Source organism: Gordonia jinhuaensis, from assembly GCF_014639795.1.
Lineage (GTDB): Bacteria > Actinomycetota > Actinomycetes > Mycobacteriales > Mycobacteriaceae > Gordonia_B > Gordonia_B jinhuaensis.
The window spans coordinates 1-18,282 of record NZ_BMGC01000004.1; the positions used below are offsets into that span (position 1 = coordinate 1).

Sequence of the window (18,282 nt, forward strand, 5' to 3'; positions counted from 1 at the left end):
TGGCGATCTCCGCTCGATCCTCGATCGTCAACATCCTGCGCCCCACTACAACCCCTGTCCACCAACGCCTCTCGGCTACCGTTGCTTCGAGGGTATGACACCGCCATGCGTATGACACGGCGTCGCGCTGCAGCAACGCGCCGAATTCGATGGAAAGAAACTGGTTGCGTCTGTACAAACGCAACCACTTCTCACAGCCGCGCCCATTGCACTGGTTGCGTCTACGAAAAGTGGATGCGTCCGCATCCGCGCAACCAGTTCGTACGGACGCAACCAGTTCTCACAGCCGTGCCCATTGCATTGGTTGCGTTTACGAAAAGTGGATGCGTCCGCATCCGCGCAACCAGTTCTCACACACGCAACCAGTTCTCACAGCCGCGCCCATTGCATTGGTTGCGTCTACGAAAAATGGATGCGTCCGCATCCGCGCAACCAGTTCTCACACACGCAACCAGTTCGTACGAGCCACAACCACGTCCCCAGCAGGCAGCCCTCACGCCAGGCGCGTGATCTCCACAACCACGTCGAGATCGGTTGCGCCACCACCGGTGTAAATGCCCTTGAGGGGGGGCACGTCGGCGTAATCACGTCCGATGCCCACCGATACGTGTTGTTCGTTGATCGGCACATTGTTGGTCGGGTCGTAGCCCCACCACGCGCCGGTCCACGCCTCGATCCACGCATGCGACTGTCCCTCGACGGTCACACCGATCTTCGCGTTCTTCTTGGGATGCAGATAGCCCGACACGTAACGACACGGGATTCCGAGCCCGCGCAGCATCGCCAGCGTCACATGCGCATAGTCCTGACATACGCCCTTGCGGGCATTCCACGAATCGAGCGCCGACGAGTGCACGCCGGTGATGCCGGGCACATATTCGAGTTCGGAGTTGACGTACTCGCAGACCTCGAGGACGGCCTCCTCGGGACCGAGTCCCTTGGTGATGCGCTTGGCTTGTGAGGTGAGTGCCCGACTACGCGGGACATAGCCGGTGGCGACCAGCAGTTCGTCGAACCTGTCGATCACCTCCTCGGATGCGAGCGTCTCGAATTCCAGCTGCTCACCGGGATCGGGTTCATCGCCGAGTTCGGTCTCGACCACCGACAGCCCGGCCACTTCCAGCTCTTCATGCGGTGCGTGGAGATCGAAGGCGGTGACCGCGGTACCCCAGTAATCGGTGTAACGGTAGGAACGCGTCGAGGGCAGCGTCTCCACACGATTGACGATCACGTTCTGGCGGGCGTCGCTGCGGGGGGTCAGGCGCGCCTCGTTATAGGACGACGTCACCGGCTCGCCGTAAGCAAATCCGGTCGAATGTCGCACGCGCAGACGCCAGCTCACAGTTCACTCTCCTCGATGAAGTGCTCTTGATCATTCTTGGCGGCCGCGTCGGTCCAGGCGACGTAGGGCGAGACGTGGAAGTACTGCGCGGCCACCGCCTCGTTCACCTCTCGGCAGGTCTCCTGCAGCTCGAGCAGAAGCGGCTGCAGATCCTCCAGGAGTATCCCCGGCGGCATGAATTCCAGTGCGCTGCGGGCGCGCCCGAGAATGCGCTGCGCCTCCGCGCGTGCACCGACACGACTGTTGGTCCGGTGATCGAGGTGATCGAGGCAGAACTCGGCCTCCGACAGTGCATAGAACACCGAGCGCGGGAAAAGCCGGTCGAGCAGCAGGAATTCGACGACGCGACTCGCGTCGAGTGCACCGCGATAGGTGCGCAGGTAGGTGTCGACCGCACCGGCCGAACGCAGCACCGTCATCCACGACGGCGACCCGGGACGGTCACCTGCTCGCGACAACAACATCCGCACCGTCATGTCGACACGTTCGATCGACTTGCCGAGCACGAGGAAGCGGTAACCCTCGTCGTGACTGAGGGTCGCGTCGGCCAGGCCGGCGAACATCGCGGCACGGTTGGTCACATAGTCCAGAAACTCACTCGGCCCGAGTTTGCGGGCCTGACGCTCGGCCTCACCGAGTCCCACATAGGTGGTGTTCAGACATTCCCACGTCTCAGTGGAGGTGACTTCCCTTGCGCCACGGGCATTCTCGCGCGCGTGCCCGATCGAGTCGACGATCGAGCCGTCACCGTTCTTCGAGTAGGCGACGAGTTCGGTCAGCCCCCACACGTCCAGGTCGTCCTTGGCGGGTGGCTGCGGAAGGCCCAGCACCTGCAGCACACGTCTGGTCGTGCGATCAGGATTCACGGTGGTGTCCTCGAGGAGCTGATGGACGGCCACATCGAGGATGCGTGCGGTGTCGTCGGCACGTTCGACATATCGGCCGATCCAGTACAGCGACTCGGCATTACGAGCCAGCATCAGTTCGCACTCCCCTCACGATGATCGTCCACAAGACCGCCCTGCTGCTGTTGTTGCTGCTGTTGTTGCTGTTGTTGCTGTTGTTGCTGCTGACCGGTGGTCAGATCGGGACCCTGCTCGGCCTGATTGTCGGTGGGCAGATCGGTGGCACGGACCACTTCTTCGCCGCTGAGTTCGCGATCGGAATCGGAGCTGCGACTGGCCAGAACCCAGGTGTCCTTGGAACCGCCGCCCTGCGAGGAGTTGACCACCAGCGATCCCTCGGGCAGCGCCACTCGCGTGAGCCCACCGGGAAGCACCCAAACGTTCTCACCGTCGTTGACGGCGAACGGACGCAGATCCACGTGACGAGGTCGCAACTCGCCACCCACCTTGGTGGGCACGGTCGACAGCTGCACCACCGGTTGCGCGATCCAGCCGCGAGGGTCGGCGCGTACCTTCTTGGCTATCGCCTCCAGTTCCGCCGCAGTCGAATTGGGGCCGAAGACGATGCCGTAGCCACCCGAACCCTCGACGGGCTTGATCACCAGTTCGTCGATGCGGTCGAGGACCTCCTCCATCTCTTCGGGCAACCAGCACCGCAGCGTCTGGACATTGCCGATGATCGGCTTCTCCCCCAGGTAGTACTCGATGATCTCGGGGACGTAGGTGTAGACGAGCTTGTCATCGCCCACGCCGTTGCCGACCGCGCTCGAGATCACCACGTTGCCCGCCCGCGCGGCGTTGAGCAGCCCGGCCACGCCGAGCATCGAATCGGGCCGGAACTGCATCGGGTCGAGGAAGTCGTCGTCGATGCGGCGATAGATCACGTCGACGCGCTGTTCACCGTCGGTGGTGCGCATGTAGACCACGTTGTCGCGGCAGAACAGGTCGCGTCCCTCGACGAGCTCGACACCCATCTGACGTGCGAGCAACGAATGTTCGAAGTAGGCGGAGTTGGCCACGCCCGGGGTCAGCACGACCACATTGGGGTCGGCCTCGTTGGCTGCCGCCGAGGCGCGCAGGGCACGCAGCAGGTGACTGGAGTAATCGGCCACCGCACGGACCCGATGGCTGGAGAACAGGTCGGGGAAGACCCTGGTCATCGTGCGGCGGTTCTCCATCACGTAGGACACGCCCGACGGCGAGCGCAGGTTGTCCTCGAGAACCCGGAAGTCGCCCTGCTCGTCGCGGATCAGGTCGATACCCGCGACGTGGATGCGTACACCGTTGGGCGGTTTGATCCCGAAGGCCTGCCGGTGGAAGTGCTCACATGAGGTGATGAGTCGGCGCGGCACGATGCCGTCGCGCAGGATCTGCTGTTCGCCGTAGATGTCGTCGAGGAACATCTCGAGTGCGAGCACCCGCTGGGTGATGCCGCGCTCGAGTTTGCTCCACTCCGACGCCGAGATCACGCGCGGCACGAGGTCGAGCGGGAACGGACGCTCCTTGCCCGACAACGAGAACGTGACGCCCTGATCGAGGAATGCCCGACCGAGCGCGTCGACGCGTGCGTCGAGGTCGGCCCGATCCGAGGCTGACATCATCTTGTGGATTCCGCGGTAGGCCGCACGCACGTCGCCATCGGCGGTGAACATCTCGTCGTAGGCGTCGGGATAGGCGAGGTTCTCGTAGCCGCCGAAGATCCCCGTCTGGGTCTCGGGCACCTTGCTCCGAGAGGTGCTGCGCGCCGGCTTCACCTTGTCGGCCGTCTTCCTGGCGGCCTTCCCGTCGGCCCCGGATTTGCCGGCGGCGTTGGCCGGCTTTCGCGGGCTCTTGGTCTCCGTGGAAGATGTCGGGCTCATAAGGACACATCGTGCTACATATGCGTAGTTTCGGCACGACAGTCGACGCGATCTGACCGCGAAGTCCCCTAGCGCCCCGTCGCGCCGAGCCACCCTCGCGGACCGCTTGACCAACTACCCGAGCCAGCTGGCGATGGTGGCGACCCCGCTACCGCGGCAACGGTTTCCGTCACAAATCGAAGGCCTTGCGGGTACGAGCACGGATGTGGGTGTACACGCGGGCAGCGAACGACCGCCGGGTCGACGGCAGCGGCCACTGCTTGATCATTCCCACCAGCGTGTCGCGGGCCGCGGCGAGGACCTCGTCCTCCGACGGGGCACCCGAGGCGTCTGAAGCCACATCCGGCGACACGACGAGGTCGTCGAGATCACCCACCACGTCGTACCCGCGCCTGCGCACCGCGTCGATCATCTCCGCGGACTTCTCGGCCGCCCACCGGCGATCGTCGGGCTCGAGGTTGCGCCCGGTTCTCGATGACGAGGCGAACATCACGGTTCCGATCATCATTTCCTTGACCGCGCGTTCGTAGCGCCACCAGTCGATGTCCGCCGGCTGCAGATCGGCGTTCATCCTGCGCACCAACTCCACCTGCGCCGACGAGAGCCCCGAGTTGGCGGCCGGCATGGTCACGTCGAGCCGGTCGGGATCCGCGCCGAGGGCAGAGACGAAACGCGGCCACAGCACCGAGCCCGACCGCGGGACGGTCACCACGTGTACCCGTTCGCGCGGCAACGACGCACCCCACGTGTCGAGGACCCTCACATAGTCCTGGAACTCCCAGAACGGCCCGACGTCGCGCCCGGTGCGCAGACCGCTGACGAACTCGTCGAACCCGATCGTGCCCTGATTCTTGACGTTCTCCTGCCACACCGACGGAATCTGGCGGGCCAGATCCCGGACGGTGACCACCACGTGGATCTCACGTCCGGCCAGCATGGCCAGCAACTCGTCGGCCTGCGCGGGCGTCGCGGTGGCGAGGAGCTCGTGGCTGATCAGTGACGTGCCCGGCCACTTGGTGACCTGCGAGACGATCAGATCCGTCGCACTCGCGCGAGCCGGATCGACCCAGTCCAGGTAGCGCTGCGGCTGAAGGTGCACGGCGAGTTGGAAGTGGTCCTCGATGGTGTTACCCGGCACGAACAGACCGAATTCCGAGAGTGCGGTCGCGCGATTGCGCCACAGCCGATTCTGCAGATAGGTGGTCCCGGTCTTCGGCAGACCGACGTGCACGAACACCCGGTTCTCCATCCCGGGCGGGATGGTGGCCGGCGTGTCCGGTGTGCGATCGGTATCGGATTGTTTCGAAGAAAAAGGAAAGAGGCCCACGAGTGCCGAATACTAATGAGGCTTTACCCTCGGCCGCCGCGATCGGGCTGAATCCGAGCCGACCGCTACGATAGTCGAACACCCGATGACGTCGACGTTCACCGTGCAGAGCTGCGGATTTTCACCGCGGGCGTGTGCACTGGTAATGTGGACGGTCGGCACGGGGTGTCGTGCGCGCGTCTTCGCAGACGGGTGATGATTCCCCTCAGGCGCAGGTGAGGACCACCGCTGTAGCGGGACGATCCGATGCGCACCGAGACAATGGTCAACCGATCCCTCGAAGGGGATCGACCCGAGAGAAGCAAAGGTTATACACGCGTGGCAAACATCAAGTCGCAGATCAAGCGGATCAAGACCAACGAGATCCGTCGCCAGAGCAACCAGTCGGTGAAGTCGTCCCTGCGCACCGCCATCCGCGGTTTCCGCGAGGCCGTCGACGCGGGCGACAAGGACAAGGCCGGCGAGCTCCTGACCTCGGCCAGCCGCAAGCTCGACAAGGCTGCCAGCAAGGGTGTCATCCACGCCAACCAGGCCGCCAACAAGAAGTCGGCGATGGCGAGCGCGTTCAACAAGCTCTGATCGTCACCCTCTGATCTCTGCCCTCTGATCTCGCAGCCGGTCGGCACCCTCAGGTGCATCGTGACTGGCGCGATCAAGGGTCCGGGCCACGCCACTGCGGCGTCCCGTTCAGATTTTCGGCACACTCACCCCGGCGACTCTCCACGCGGTCGCCGGGGTGAGTGTCGTTGTCCGAGCCCTCCTCGGTGCAGACCACGCCCACCGATCCACTGCCGTATCACGGGGCTGGGGTCGGCCACTCCCACGGCCGACACCGCATCGCGGACTGGTCACCCACGCGGCGCCGGACACAGTGAGGCCACCGCGCCGACAGCCTCCTGCAGGCTGAAGTCCGGGTCTGCGGCCTGGCCCTTGACGTCGCCGTTGAGTCGCGACACCACCACCAGCGCCCTGGCCACCGATTCGGAATCCCACGCACGCGCCTGCCCCTGCACCTTGCGCACACGCCACGGGGGCATCCCCACTCGCGCGGCCGCGGCGTTCTCGTTCATCGAGCCGATCCCCCGAACCCGTGCGATGGCGTGTACAGCCTCCGCGAGCGCGTCGGCGAGGAGAACGTGGGCCACGCCGTGATGACGTGCCCACGCCAGTGATTCCAACGCCCCGGCACGATCACCGGCCACCGCCTTGTCGGCCACCTCGAAGCCGGTGACCTCGGGCCGCCCGAGGTAGTAGCGATGCACGGCCGCCACGTCGACCTTGCCGCCGGTGTCGGCGGCCAACTGACTGCACGCCGCGGCGAGCTCACGCAATCCAGAACCGACCGCGTCGGTGAGCGCGGCGACCACAGACCTGTCCGCGCGGACACCGTTGGTCCGGAACTCGTTGCGCACGAACTCCATTCGGTCCGAGGCCCGGGTGATGGGCGAACAGTCGTGGACCTGTGCGCCCGCCGACCGCAGCGTGGTCGCCAACGCCTTCGCACGCCCTCCATCCGAATGGGCAACCACCAGGGTGATGCCCTCGGGCAAGTCGGCGGCCGCGGCACCGATCAGCGCGACAGGATCCTTGCCGGCCTCGGCGGCACTCTCGATCACCACCACGCGATCGTCGGCGAACAGCGAGGGACTCAGGAGTTCGGCGAGTTCGGCCGCCCCGACGTCACCGGCGCGGACACGGTTGACCGGTAGATCCGACGCCGCCGAGGACTCACGGACCTCGCCGATGATGTCGGAGACCGCGCGCTCGACGAGAAACTCTTCGTCGCCGAGCAGCAGATGCAATGCGGAGGAGTCGGCCACGGACTACATCGTGCCAGAGCGATCGGACACCACCGCTCACGCCGGGGTGCGGCGCCGAACCAGCGCGTGAACGCGACTGCCTCTCCCGACTCGCCACCCGAGCCGGTGCCAGCAGACGCCAACCGAGTCCGACCGCGACCGCTGACAGGCCGGTGGCGATCAGGGCCAGCGCACCCAGGCCGCCGTCACGGACGGCGAAGGTCACCCCGGGCACCCGCGCACCGACGTGTGCGACCGTGGTCATCCACCACAATTCGGGTCCGGCGAATCGCGACACCACATCGGCCACACCCATCGCGGGGGCCAACGCGCCGATCGCCAGAGCCGACGGGACCAGTGCGACCATGCCGATCACCGTCACCGGGGCGACCGCGGGAGCGACCAGGATGTTGGCGAGCAGTCCCATCACACCCACCCGGCCCGAGATCATCGCGATCAGCGGCAAGGTCACCAGATGCGCCACCAACGACACCGCCAGGATGTCCGCGAAAACCCGCGGAACGTGTCTGCGCCGCAAGGCCTCACGCACCGGCGTGGCCGCCACGATCAACCCGGCCGTCGCGGTGACCGACAGCGCGAACCCGATGTCGACAGCCAGTCCCGGTTGCCACGCCAGCAGTACGAGAACGGCCGCGCCGAGTGCGGGCAACGCCTGCTTTCTTCTGCTCACCGACAACGCGAGTACCCCCACCACACCCATGACCGCCGCACGCACCACGCTGGGACTCGGGTGCACCAGCACGACCAGACCGAGGATGGCGACCAGCGCGACCAGATCGGTCACCCGCCGAGATGCCCCGAGCAGCTGGGCGACCAACACCACCGAGCCGCAGAGCAGGACGAAATTGGCACCGGAGACCGCGACCAGATGCGTCATCCCGCAGGCGCGAAAGTCGTCGGCGATCAGCGGGTCGAGGCCCGAGACGTCACCGAGCACCAGCGCGGGCAACAGACCCGACTGTCCTTCGGGCAGACCACGATCGGCGGCCTCGGCGAATCGCAGCCGGATCGCAGCGGTGGCGCGCCAGACGACCGAACCCTGCGAGATCACCTGTGGCGCACCGGCGGAGATCGTCGCCACACTGAGGTCGCGTTGGCGGGGCCGGCTCACCGTCGCCGTCGCGCGCACACGTGCACCGGGTGTGACCGACAGCCAGTGCTCGGCGGAGCCGACCAGCGTCACCGGCGCCCGTGGCACCGCCCGCTGGCCCACCTCGAGTACCAGGGCGTCGACCATCACCCGCGGATCACCGGCGCCGCGGATCACATGCGGGTCATCGCGGACCGTGATCGTCACCGACGTCTTGTGACCGAACTGCGCGGTCAGCGGATGGGTCGCCGCGGCATGCTCGCGCACCGCGATCGCGCAACCGAAGGCCGCAACGGTCGCGCAGATTCCGGCGACGGTGACCCAGCGCCCCAACGCCGGCTGTCCCACCGGACGACTCGACGGCTCTCCTCGCCCCGGCATGCAGACGAGGTTCCCGCGGCTGCGGTGGCGTGCCACGCCCGCCATGGCCAGAGCAGCCGCACCACCGAGTGCGGCCAGTGTCGTGACCACCATCGCCCACCGTGGCCAGACGATGCCCGCGGCACTCACCAGCCAACTGCCTCCTGCGGGCGCCACCAGGCGTATGTCGATCACCTCGTTGATGCGGCGCGGAGCACTCACCCATCACACCGTGACGAGATCACGAAGCCGCGCCAGTCGCGCCGGTCCGATACCGTCGACCTCCCCCAGCTGATCGACGCTGGTGAAGCGGCCGTTGCGCTCCCGCCAGTCCAGGATCGATGCGGCGGTGACCGGCCCCACCCCGGGCAGCGCGTCGAGTGCGGCCACATCCGCGGAATTGAGATCGACCTTCGCGCCGCCGGATTCGGCGACACCGGCCTGTCCCGAGTCCTGCACCGAGGATGCGTCGACCGGGGCGTCGGAGATCACGATGCTGCGTATCGGCGTACCTCCGTCGGTGTCGGCATATCCCACGAGGATCTGATCACCGTCGTGCACGCTCTGCGCCAGGTTGAGCCCGAGCAGGTCGGCTCCCTCCCGCGCACCACCGGCCCGGGTCAGTGCGTCGGCGACGCGGGACCCGTCGGGAACATGTACCAGCCCCGGTGTGCGGACCAGACCCACCACGCTGACGACGATCTCACCCGCGCTCGCCGCCGGCTGCGTCGCGGCACCGGTCGCGACGGCCGACGATGACCCGCCCGCGCCGGGAGCGGTGGTGGTCGGTCCGGCCGAGGCCGGGAACTGCACTGGCACATCAGTACTCGAATCCGAACGGAAGACGCTGTATGCGGTGACCGCACAGGCGAGGAGGCCAACCAGGATCAGTGCGATCGCCCCGGCCGTGGATGTCTGCCATCGAAGCCGCCCGCCGGGATGGCCGCGGTCGTCGGAATCTGCGGCGTCCGCCGTCTCATCGGCCGCCGCGACCGGGTCGCCGGAGTCGTGGTCGGCCCCGTCGATGGGTCCGTACAGCCAGGCCGGTGCCGGCAGCGACGACATCGACGAGGCCGGCGTCCGCCGCAGCGGGAGGACGATCCTGCGCGTGACCTCGTCGGGATCGGGTCCCGCGATCGGTGACAGGGCGGCGTTCGGCACCTCGCGGTGACCCCGACCAGGTGATGTGGTGATCGGGTCTGTGCGACTGCCGAACTCGCCTGCTTCCCGAGACGTGTGTCGGATCCTGTTGTCGGTCATCGCGACACGAGTGACCTCTGCCCGATCGGACGGCAACAGCCGGTCGAGGCCCACTCGCCGCGACCCGGCACTTCGCTGGCTGTGCATACCGCGACGGTAGGTCGGCCCGCGCCCGAGGCCGGCGCGAAAACCTCAGCCGCGCTCTGCTTCTGTGGATCGATCGCTGTCTGTGGACAACTCACCGCCGGCCGGGCGAGATGTCTCGATGCCCTCGATGGGGGCGATACCCTCACAAGTCACCACCGACACCGCACCCTGCCCGACGTGGCGCGAGAGCACCGGTCCGAGATCGGTGACGACCACCGACCCGACCGCCTGCAGACGCGAACGCATATCCTCGGCGACCGCGTCGGCGACATCGGCGACACCGCAATGCTGCACGCCGAGAACCACTTCGGTGTCCTCGACTTCCTCGGCCGCATCGGTGAGCATCCGTTCGAGCGCCTTGGAGAATGTGCGCTGACGCTCCTTGACCACCAGCATGCCGTCGACGAGCGTGAGTACCGGTTTGATCGACAGTGCCGATCCGAACAGTCTGGTCGCCGCCGAGATCCTGCCGCCGCTGCGCAGATTGTCCAGGGTCTGCAGGGTGATCAGCGAATGACCGGTCGACGATGCCCTGATCGCCTCCTCGTACACCCCGTCGCGGTCGGCGCCCGCCTGCGCCGCCTGCGCCGCAGCGATCGCCGCGAAGCCCAGGCCCAGCCCCACCGCACGGGAATCGACCACCCGCACCCGATCGGGATAGTGATCGGCGACCAGCCGCGCGGCGCTCCACGTCCCCGACAGTCGCCGTGACATCAGGATCGCGACCACCCCGTCGGAACCCGAATCCTCCAGTGCCGCTTCGAACTGCTCCCGCAGCTCGTCGGGCGAACTGCCTGCGGTGGTGGTGGCGGGATCGTCGTAGACGTCGGGGCCGATGACGTCGACGTCCTCGAGCAGATCCTCGTCGCCGCGCAGCAGATGCAGCGGCGCCTGCCGGATTCGATAGCGTTCACGGACCGAGGCCGGCAGCCGGCATGAGGAATCGGTGACGATGGACACGGTCATCTGGCACCTGCTCTCATCACGAGGGCGTCGGCCACCGCCGGCGCCACCTCGTCGGCAACCTCACGATGGGTCGCCAGACTCCAGTGGATGCCGTCGGGGTTGGTGTCACCGACGGCCTGATGCGCTGCGGTGATGCGACCGGGGTCGATCAGTGTGATCCCGTGCCGGTGTGCCCATGCCGTCACCGCGTCGGTGGTGCGATCGCGTCCGGGATGGGCATGACCGTATGCGTCGCAGACGTGTGTGGGCGGGGTCATCGCGATGATCGGGACGTCGGGCACCACCGCGGCCAGTGCGCTGCGCACCTTCTCGAGGTAGTACACCGTCAGCTTCGGCGGCAAGGCCATCGGCCAACCCGCCGGCGACAGCCGCGGCTGCACCCACCCATAGGCCGCCCGCACAGCGCGGCGTGCGACGGGCGGTCGGATGTAGCGGATCTGCTCGCGCAGGGCGGTGGGAACCGGCGACGGCAACGAGTCCATCCCCGTGTAGGCCAACACGATCACCTGCGCGCGCGGAATCGCCGCCCACACGCGCGGATCCTGGGTCAGCGCCCACCACACGTCGCGACTCGTCCAACCGATCCGGGCGAACAGTTCCACGTCCAGGCCCACTCGCCGCCCGACCAGATTCGGCCAGATGTGGCGATCGTCGGCCGCGAGACCACCGGCGGGACCGTAATAGGCCAGTGAGTCACCGAAAACGATCATCGCCGGCGACCGTGGACCGTCGACGTCACCGGCGGCCGCGGTCATTGCACTCCGGCGTCGGACACCTCTGCCGAGGCGTTCCACACATCCAGTCGCCACACCGGTTGCTCACCGTGTCCGGACAGTTGGACCCAGCTCGTGTTCGACAGTCCGCCGAACAGCGGCCAGTTCTTCTCGGGCAGGCCCAGCAGGGCCGCGGTCATCGCCGCGATCACCCCGCCATGAGCGACCAGGACCACCGGCGACTCGCCGTCCGGTCCGATACCCCACTCGTCGAGTCCCTCGACCAGGTCGGTGACCACGGGGACCGCGCGCCGGGCCACATCGACGCGACTCTCACCGCCGGGCGGGGTGAACCGCGCGTCGTCCCGCCACGACGTTCGTGCACCGGGGTGGAGCTCGTCGACCTCATAGTGGGTGAGCCCCTGCCACTCCCCCAGGTGGGTCTCGCGCAGCCGCTCGTCGGTCTGCACCGGTAGCCCCGTACGCTCGCCCAGCGCGCGAGCGGTCTCGTGTGCTCGCGTGAGATCAGAGGAGATGATCAGCCGCGGACTGCGTTTGGCCAGAACGGCAGCAACACTGTCGGCCTGCCGCACGCCCAGGGCACTCAGATCGGTGTCGAGCTGACCCTGCATCCGACTGCCTGCGTTGTACTCGGTCTGCCCATGCCGCATCAGGATCAGCCGTCGCACCACCGGTTCGAGCCGTTCCACACTGGTGTCGGTGTTGTCGGGGGTGGTGCTCACGACGCGGCGTCCTCGGGGATGTCGATGATCGGGCAGTCCTTCCACAACCGTTCCAGCGCATAGAATTCACGCTCCTCGGCATGTTGGATGTGGACCACGAGCTCCACGTAATCGACCAGGGCCCAACGCCCCTCGCGCGTCCCCTCGCGGCGGACCGGCTTGTACCCGGCCTCGCGGAGCTTGTCCTCCACCTCGTCGAGGATGGCGCTGACCTGTCGTTCGTTGTCGGCCGAGGCGATCACGAAGACATCGGTGATCACGAGTTGCTCGGAGACATCGATGGCAACCACATCGTCGGCCAGTTTGTCTCGTGCGGCATGCACGGCGATCTCGGCCATCTGGACGGACTCGGGCGAAGCGACCAAGGGTCAACCTTTCTGGGTGGGACTCGGCGTCTGCGACATTCGGGTGGAGGGTTCGGTCACCGGGTGCGACCGGGCCGGTGGTTCGCCACGGTCGTGGACAGGCGCCCGTCCGGCAGGAGACCCGGGCGCGCCCTCCGGCGACTCGTGTTCTGGCTGCGGTGACTCGTGTTCTGTTTCCGGAGTCCAGGAGGGATCGGACGTGCCCGGGTTCTCGGCGCTCACGGCCTGATAGAGCCGGCGCTTCTGGATGTACTGCACCACACCGTCGGGCACGAGGTACCAGACCGGACGGCCCGTAGCCGCTCGTTCACGGCAATCGGTCGAGGAGATCGCCAGCGCGGGGATCTCCATGAGTGTCAGGGCGTCGGGCGGCAGCGTACGCAGGTACGACGCGAGATGTGCCGCACCGAGCTCGTATCCGGGTCGGCTCACTCCGACGAAATGAGCCAGTTCGAACAGATCGCGCCAGTCCTGCCAAGACAGGATGGACTCGAGCGCGTCGGCGCCGGTGATGAAGAAGAGGTCGGCGTCGGGGTGAACGCGATGGAGGTCGCGCAATGTGTCGACGGTGTAGGTGAACCCCTCACGGTCGATGTCGACACGAGAGACCGAGAACCGCGGATTCGATGCCGTGGCGATCACCGTCATCAGATAGCGGTCCTCGGCGTGGCTGACGGCACGCTTACCCGCCGAGAGCGCGTCGTCCTCGGACACGGGATCGCGCAGCTTCTGCCACGGGCGGCCGGTGGGGACGAAGATCACCTCGTCGAGGTCGAACTCGTCGGCCACCTCGCTGGCGGCGACGAGGTGTCCGTTGTGGACGGGATCGAATGTGCCACCCATCACGCCGAGCCGGCGGCGCCGGGCACCGCCGGGGGCCTGCGCTCGGAGCTCGCGTTGTGACATGAGAGACGAGTCTACGGATGCAGCGGGGATCGTCATCGGATCACACCGGCAGAAGTCCGGCGATGACCTCGCCCAGTTGCCCCGCGGTGCGGCATTCGAACATCTCGATGACCTCGCCGTACGTCGAGGCGACCGAGTCGCCGGTATCCCAGTTCTCCTTGGGCTCGGGGTTGAGCCAGTAGGCGTGGCGGGCCTGATCGACCAGCTTCGCCAGCACCGCCACGCGGGGATCGCCGTAGTTGGTCCTGGCGTCACCGAGGATCAGCAGCGCCCCGCGCCGGGTCAGCGAGTCGGCGTACCGAGTGGCGAACTCGGTGAACGCATGTCCGTAGTCAGAGTGACCGTCGAGGGTGATCAGCCGAGCCTGTGAGAGCATGGCGGCCATCGACGTACCGAAGTCGGGCGAGTCGGCCCCGCGACGCTCGAAGTAGTCGGTCACCTCGTCGACGGTGTCGACGAAGGCGAAGACCCGCACACGGGAGAACTCCTGGCGCAATGCCGATGCCAGATGCAGTGTGAACTGGGAGAAGCCGGCCACCGAGCCCGACACGTCGCACAGGATGGCCAGTTCTGGTCGCCCGGGCCGGGGTTTGCGGCGCACCAGGTCGATCGGCACGCCACCCGAGGACATCGAGGCCCGTAACGTACGCCGGATGTCGATCGCACCGTGGTGGGAGCGTCGGCGCCGCGTCTCGAGCCGCGCCGCCAGCAGGCGCGCCAGCGGCGGGATCGTCTTGCGGATCTGCGCCTGTTTGGCCGCACCTGCCGACAGGAATGCGATGTTCTGCGCCAGCTGCGGCACCGCATGCGCGGCGACCGAATCGCGGCCCCGCACACCCGCCATCCGTCGCTGCGTCTCGGTCTCGACCATCGCGCGCACCGTGGCGGCGCGATCACGCGCGGCGCTGCGGTAGCGCGCCTGCGTGCCGTCGGCGTCGTCCCCGGCATCTGCGGCCATCGCGGCGGCGATGGCCGCGATCAGCGTCTGCGGATCGATGGTCGTGTTGGCCTGATACGCCGAATACGCCTCGCCGCGGGTCGAGGTGTACTTGCCGAACTCCTCGACCATCATCGCGACCATCGTCGCCAGACGACCGTCGGCTTCGGCGTCCGGATCGGCGAGCAGTTGAGCCAGTTGCTCTCGCGCCGCACTGGTGTCGACGTTCCCGTCGCTGTCGGTCGGCAGCCTCAGCTCACGGGTGTCGACGCGCTCGCCCGCGGGAAACCACAGGTCGAACAGTACGTCGAAGGCAGGTCGCTGCAGATGGTCGTCGAGCAGTGTGGCCGCAAGTCCCTCACGCAGGCTCTCGCGGTCGAGCAGGTCGAGTACGGCCATCGCCTGTGCGGCGTCGATCAGTGCGGTCGCCGAGGCGTCGATGCCACGCCGGCGCAACTCCTCGACGAACTCGGCGAGGTGATCGACGAGGTGCGCTCCCGACACCACCGCATCACTGGTCACGGCCGCAGCTTGAGCTCGGTGAGTGCGGTCGTCACGTCGGGGCGGTGTTTGAGAACCACTCCCAGGGTCCGTGCGATCAGTGAGTCGTCGATGCGACCCGCCGAACGGCCCGCACCCAGTGCCAGCAGAGTATTGGCCCAGTCGATCGTCTCGGCAACCGACGGCTTCTTGCGCACATCGAGGGATCGGAGCACACCGACGATCCGAACCAGTTCGCGGGCAACGCTTTCCGTGAGATCGGGAACCCGAGCGGCGAGGATTTCGCGCTCACGCGCCGGGTCGGGAAAATCGATGTAGAGATACAGACAGCGCCGTTTGAGCGCCTCGGACAGTTCCCGCGTGGCGTTGGAGGTGAGGATGACCAGCGGACGTCGGGCAGCCGTCACCGTTCCGAGTTCGGGGATGGTGACCGAGAACTCGCCGAGCACCTCCAGTAGTAGCGCCTCGACATCGACGTCTGCCTTGTCGATCTCGTCGATGAGCAGCACGGTGGGTTCGGTGCGCTGGATCGCCTGCAGCAGCGGACGTGCCAGGAGGAACTCGGTGGAGAAGATGTCGGTCTTCACCGCATCCCATCCCCCGGCAGTGTCACCGAGGCGACTCTGGCCGGCGGTGATGGCGAGGATCTGCTTGGCGTGGTTCCACTCGTAGAGGGCGCGCGCCTCATCGATGCCCTCATAACACTGCAACCGGATCAGCTCGGCGCCCGCAGCCGTGGCCAACGACCGCGCCAGTTCGGTCTTGCCGACTCCGGCAGGACCCTCGACCAGCAGTGGTTTGCCGAGCCGATCGGCGAGGAACGCCGAGGTCGACGTCGCTGCATCGGGCAGATAGTTCGTCGCTGTCAGTGCGGCCTGGAGCTGCGCTACGTCGGTGAAGAAGGCGTCGTCGCCTCGTGGGGCGTTCACGCCGACCGCGTCTGGCCCGAACCCCACGCGATCCACTTGGTCGACGTGAGCTCCTCGAGACCCATCGGGCCGCGCGCGTGCAGTTTCTGCGTCGAGATGCCGATCTCGGCGCCGAAACCGAACTGCTCACCGTCGGTGAACGCGGTCGAGGCGTTGACCATCACCGCGGCGGCGTCCACGCGCGTGGTGAACTCCGTTGCCGCTGCGAGATTCTCGGTGATGATCGCCTCGGTGTGTCCGGTCCCGTAGGTGTCGATGTGCTCGATGGCACCGTCGAGGCCGTCGACCACCTTCACCGCGATGTCGAGTGACAGGTACTCGTCGGCCCAGTCCGTCTCGGTCGCCGGGATCATCCCGGGCTCGTCGCCGTGGATCATCACGCCGTGCGCCTGCAATGCCGAGAGGATCGGCTCGAGCGCCGTGTCGGCGATCGCGCGGTCTACGAGCACGGTTTCGGCGGTGTTGCACACGCTGGGTCGGCGCGTCTTGGCGTTGACGATCACGCGTTCGGCGACGTCGAGGTCGGCCCCGGCGTCGACGTAGATGTGGCAGTTGCCCACACCCGTCTCGATGGTCGGCACGGTCGCCTCGCGGACCACGGTCGAGATCAGTCCCGCACCGCCTCGTGGGATGACCACGTCGACGATTCCGCGTGCCCGGATCAGCTCGGTGACCGAGCTGCGGTCGTGGCTGGGCAGCAGCACCACGGCGTCGGCGGGCAGTGCGTGGGCGGTGAGAGCCTCGCGCAGGATCGATACGAGGGCGGCGTTGGAGCTCGCCGCCGACGACGAGCCGCGCAGCACCGCGGCGTTACCCGACTTCAGCGCGATACCGAAGGCGTCGACGGTCACATTGGGCCGGGCCTCGTAGACGATTCCGACGACGCCGAGAGGGACGCGCACCTGACGCAGCGCGAGCCCGTTGGGAAGCGAACGTCCGGTGACCACATTGCCGATCGGGTCGGCGAGGGCGGCCACCTGACGCAGACCGTCGGCGATACCGCCGATGCGCTCGGGTGTCAGCCGCAGCCGATCGACCAGACTGCTCGACGTGCCAGCGGCCTCGGCACGGGCGACATCGTCGGCGTTGGCCGCCAGAATTGCCTGTTGACCTGCTTCGATCGCATCAGCGGCAGCCCGCAGGACCGCATTCTTGGTGGCGGTGGTGGTCACCGCCAGTTCGCGGGAAGCGGCCTTGGCCGCGCGGGCAAGCGCCAGAACCGTATCGGATCCGGCGTCGGCGGCGTTGTCGACAGTCGGTGCGCTCAATGCAACCTCGAGGATCGGTGTGGGATGTGTCTCATCGATTCTACCGTCGGAAGTGTCCGATCATTCCCGTGCGGTGGCCTCGGGCTGCCGGGCACGCTCAGCACCTCCTCAGCGCGGTGCGCAGCACACCCACGCTGTCGGGATCGAGGGCCAGTCCATAGGCGCTCGCGACAGTGATGAACTGCGCCGCATATCGACAGTGGAATCCCTTGTTCGCCGGCATCCACCGCGATGGCGGACCGTCTCCCTTGTCCTGATTCGACGGACCGTCGACGGCCACCAGATTCGCCGGATCGTTGGCGAAGGTCAGTCGCAGCCGATCCGACCACTCCTTGGCACCCATATCCCAGGCATATGACAGCGCCACGACGTGGTCGATCTGCACCGCCGCAGCGGTGACTCGACGGAACCGCATCCACGTGCCGGTGTAGGGGCTCCTGAACTCACCGGCGTCGATGGCCTTCGGGCACTTGTCGGTCGAGGTGAAGCGGCGGTCACGCAGATCGCGGGTGAGGATGTCATTGCGTGTGTCACAACCGTTGTGCGCGCCCTGCGCATCGCTGTCATCGCTCCAGGCGGTGCCGAATCGGCTGCGGTCGTAAGAACGATCATGGTGGCGCGGCTCGACCCGGAGCCGACCAAGCGCCGAGAGAAACCGTGCCGCAGCGGGATTGCTGCTGCGGTGACTCTGTTCTGACGCCACAGTGGTGACCGCGACGATCGACGCCATCACCGCGAACGCCGTGAGCGCCAACCACATCCGCGGCGACACCCGCATCATCTCCCCCTCGGCATTCGCGGTGACGGTCTCTCCATCCCCCGAACACTTGGACGCGCGCGGTGCCGATTCGGTTCCCTCATCCTTGCGTTGGCCCAGCGTTGGCGTCGACGCCGCCGGGGAACT

General features: G+C 67.0%; 17 protein-coding genes. 1 reads left to right on the forward strand and 16 read right to left on the reverse strand.

From position 1 onward, the window contains the following. Positions 1-493: 493 nt before the first annotated feature. The 4 genes from IEW22_RS03800 to IEW22_RS03815 form a co-directional block, all read right to left on the reverse strand. Positions 494-1,342, reverse strand: coding sequence for a transglutaminase family protein (locus tag IEW22_RS03800; protein ID WP_188585275.1), 849 nt, complete (start codon positions 1,340-1,342; stop codon positions 494-496). Further along, positions 1,339-2,322: an alpha-E domain-containing protein gene (locus IEW22_RS03805; RefSeq protein WP_188585276.1), complete on the reverse strand. Its 984-nt coding sequence runs from the start codon at positions 2,320-2,322 to the stop codon at positions 1,339-1,341. Before IEW22_RS03805 ends, IEW22_RS03800 begins: the two co-directional genes overlap by 4 nt. Then, positions 2,322-4,106 carry a circularly permuted type 2 ATP-grasp protein gene (locus IEW22_RS03810; protein WP_188585277.1) on the reverse strand — a complete coding sequence of 595 codons (1,785 nt, stop codon included), beginning with the start codon at positions 4,104-4,106 and terminating at the stop codon, positions 2,322-2,324. Before IEW22_RS03810 ends, IEW22_RS03805 begins: the two co-directional genes overlap by 1 nt. A 169-nt stretch (positions 4,107-4,275) precedes the next feature. Continuing rightward, positions 4,276-5,343: a sulfotransferase family protein gene (locus IEW22_RS03815; RefSeq protein WP_229742151.1), complete on the reverse strand. Its 1,068-nt coding sequence runs from the start codon at positions 5,341-5,343 to the stop codon at positions 4,276-4,278. Positions 5,344-5,751: 408 nt separating this feature from the next. Here IEW22_RS03815 and rpsT point away from each other — a divergent pair, with 408 nt between their 5' ends. Continuing rightward, positions 5,752-6,012, forward strand: coding sequence for a 30S ribosomal protein S20 (gene rpsT, locus IEW22_RS03820; RefSeq protein ID WP_188585279.1), 261 nt, complete (start codon positions 5,752-5,754; stop codon positions 6,010-6,012). 269 nt (positions 6,013-6,281) lie between these two features. Here the strand turns inward: rpsT and holA are convergent, their stop codons facing one another. The 12 genes from holA to IEW22_RS03880 form a co-directional block, all read right to left on the reverse strand. Further along, positions 6,282-7,253: a DNA polymerase III subunit delta gene (gene holA, locus IEW22_RS03825; protein WP_188585280.1), complete on the reverse strand. Its 972-nt coding sequence runs from the start codon at positions 7,251-7,253 to the stop codon at positions 6,282-6,284. Further along, the gene (locus tag IEW22_RS03830) at positions 7,162-8,925 is read right to left on the reverse strand and encodes a ComEC/Rec2 family competence protein (RefSeq protein WP_188585281.1); all 1,764 of its coding nucleotides are present in this window, start codon (positions 8,923-8,925) and stop codon (positions 7,162-7,164) included. The genes holA and IEW22_RS03830 overlap by 92 nt, the downstream gene beginning before the upstream one ends. Before the next feature lie 3 nt (positions 8,926-8,928). Next, positions 8,929-9,864, reverse strand: a complete 936-nt coding sequence (locus tag IEW22_RS03835; RefSeq protein ID WP_229742152.1) for a ComEA family DNA-binding protein — start codon at positions 9,862-9,864, stop codon at positions 8,929-8,931. A gap of 231 nt (positions 9,865-10,095) precedes the next feature. After that, a complete protein-coding gene (locus tag IEW22_RS03840) occupies positions 10,096-11,016 on the reverse strand; it encodes a DegV family protein (RefSeq protein WP_188585282.1) in 921 nt (306 codons plus the stop codon). Next, positions 11,013-11,771 carry a diglucosylglycerate octanoyltransferase gene (gene octT, locus IEW22_RS03845; RefSeq protein WP_188585283.1) on the reverse strand — a complete coding sequence of 253 codons (759 nt, stop codon included), beginning with the start codon at positions 11,769-11,771 and terminating at the stop codon, positions 11,013-11,015. The genes IEW22_RS03840 and octT overlap by 4 nt, the downstream gene beginning before the upstream one ends. Further along, a complete protein-coding gene (locus IEW22_RS03850; protein WP_229742153.1) occupies positions 11,768-12,472 on the reverse strand; it encodes a histidine phosphatase family protein in 705 nt (234 codons plus the stop codon). The genes octT and IEW22_RS03850 overlap by 4 nt, the downstream gene beginning before the upstream one ends. After that, positions 12,469-12,837: a ribosome silencing factor gene (rsfS, locus tag IEW22_RS03855; RefSeq protein ID WP_188585284.1), complete on the reverse strand. Its 369-nt coding sequence runs from the start codon at positions 12,835-12,837 to the stop codon at positions 12,469-12,471. Before rsfS ends, IEW22_RS03850 begins: the two co-directional genes overlap by 4 nt. 3 nt (positions 12,838-12,840) lie before the next feature. Continuing rightward, the gene (nadD, locus tag IEW22_RS03860) at positions 12,841-13,743 is read right to left on the reverse strand and encodes a nicotinate-nucleotide adenylyltransferase (protein ID WP_188585285.1); all 903 of its coding nucleotides are present in this window, start codon (positions 13,741-13,743) and stop codon (positions 12,841-12,843) included. A gap of 40 nt (positions 13,744-13,783) precedes the next feature. Further along, positions 13,784-15,202, reverse strand: coding sequence for a vWA domain-containing protein (locus IEW22_RS03865; RefSeq protein ID WP_229742154.1), 1,419 nt, complete (start codon positions 15,200-15,202; stop codon positions 13,784-13,786). After that, on the reverse strand, positions 15,199-16,110 hold the full coding sequence (locus IEW22_RS03870) for an AAA family ATPase (RefSeq protein ID WP_188585286.1): 912 nt from the start codon (positions 16,108-16,110) through the stop codon (positions 15,199-15,201). Before IEW22_RS03870 ends, IEW22_RS03865 begins: the two co-directional genes overlap by 4 nt. After that, complete coding sequence (locus IEW22_RS03875) at positions 16,107-17,378, reverse strand: glutamate-5-semialdehyde dehydrogenase (RefSeq protein ID WP_188585287.1); 1,272 nt, start codon at positions 17,376-17,378, stop codon at positions 16,107-16,109. The genes IEW22_RS03870 and IEW22_RS03875 overlap by 4 nt, the downstream gene beginning before the upstream one ends. Before the next feature lie 97 nt (positions 17,379-17,475). After that, the gene (locus IEW22_RS03880) at positions 17,476-18,159 is read right to left on the reverse strand and encodes an HNH endonuclease family protein (protein WP_229742155.1); all 684 of its coding nucleotides are present in this window, start codon (positions 18,157-18,159) and stop codon (positions 17,476-17,478) included. Between the last annotated feature and the right edge of the window lie 123 nt (positions 18,160-18,282).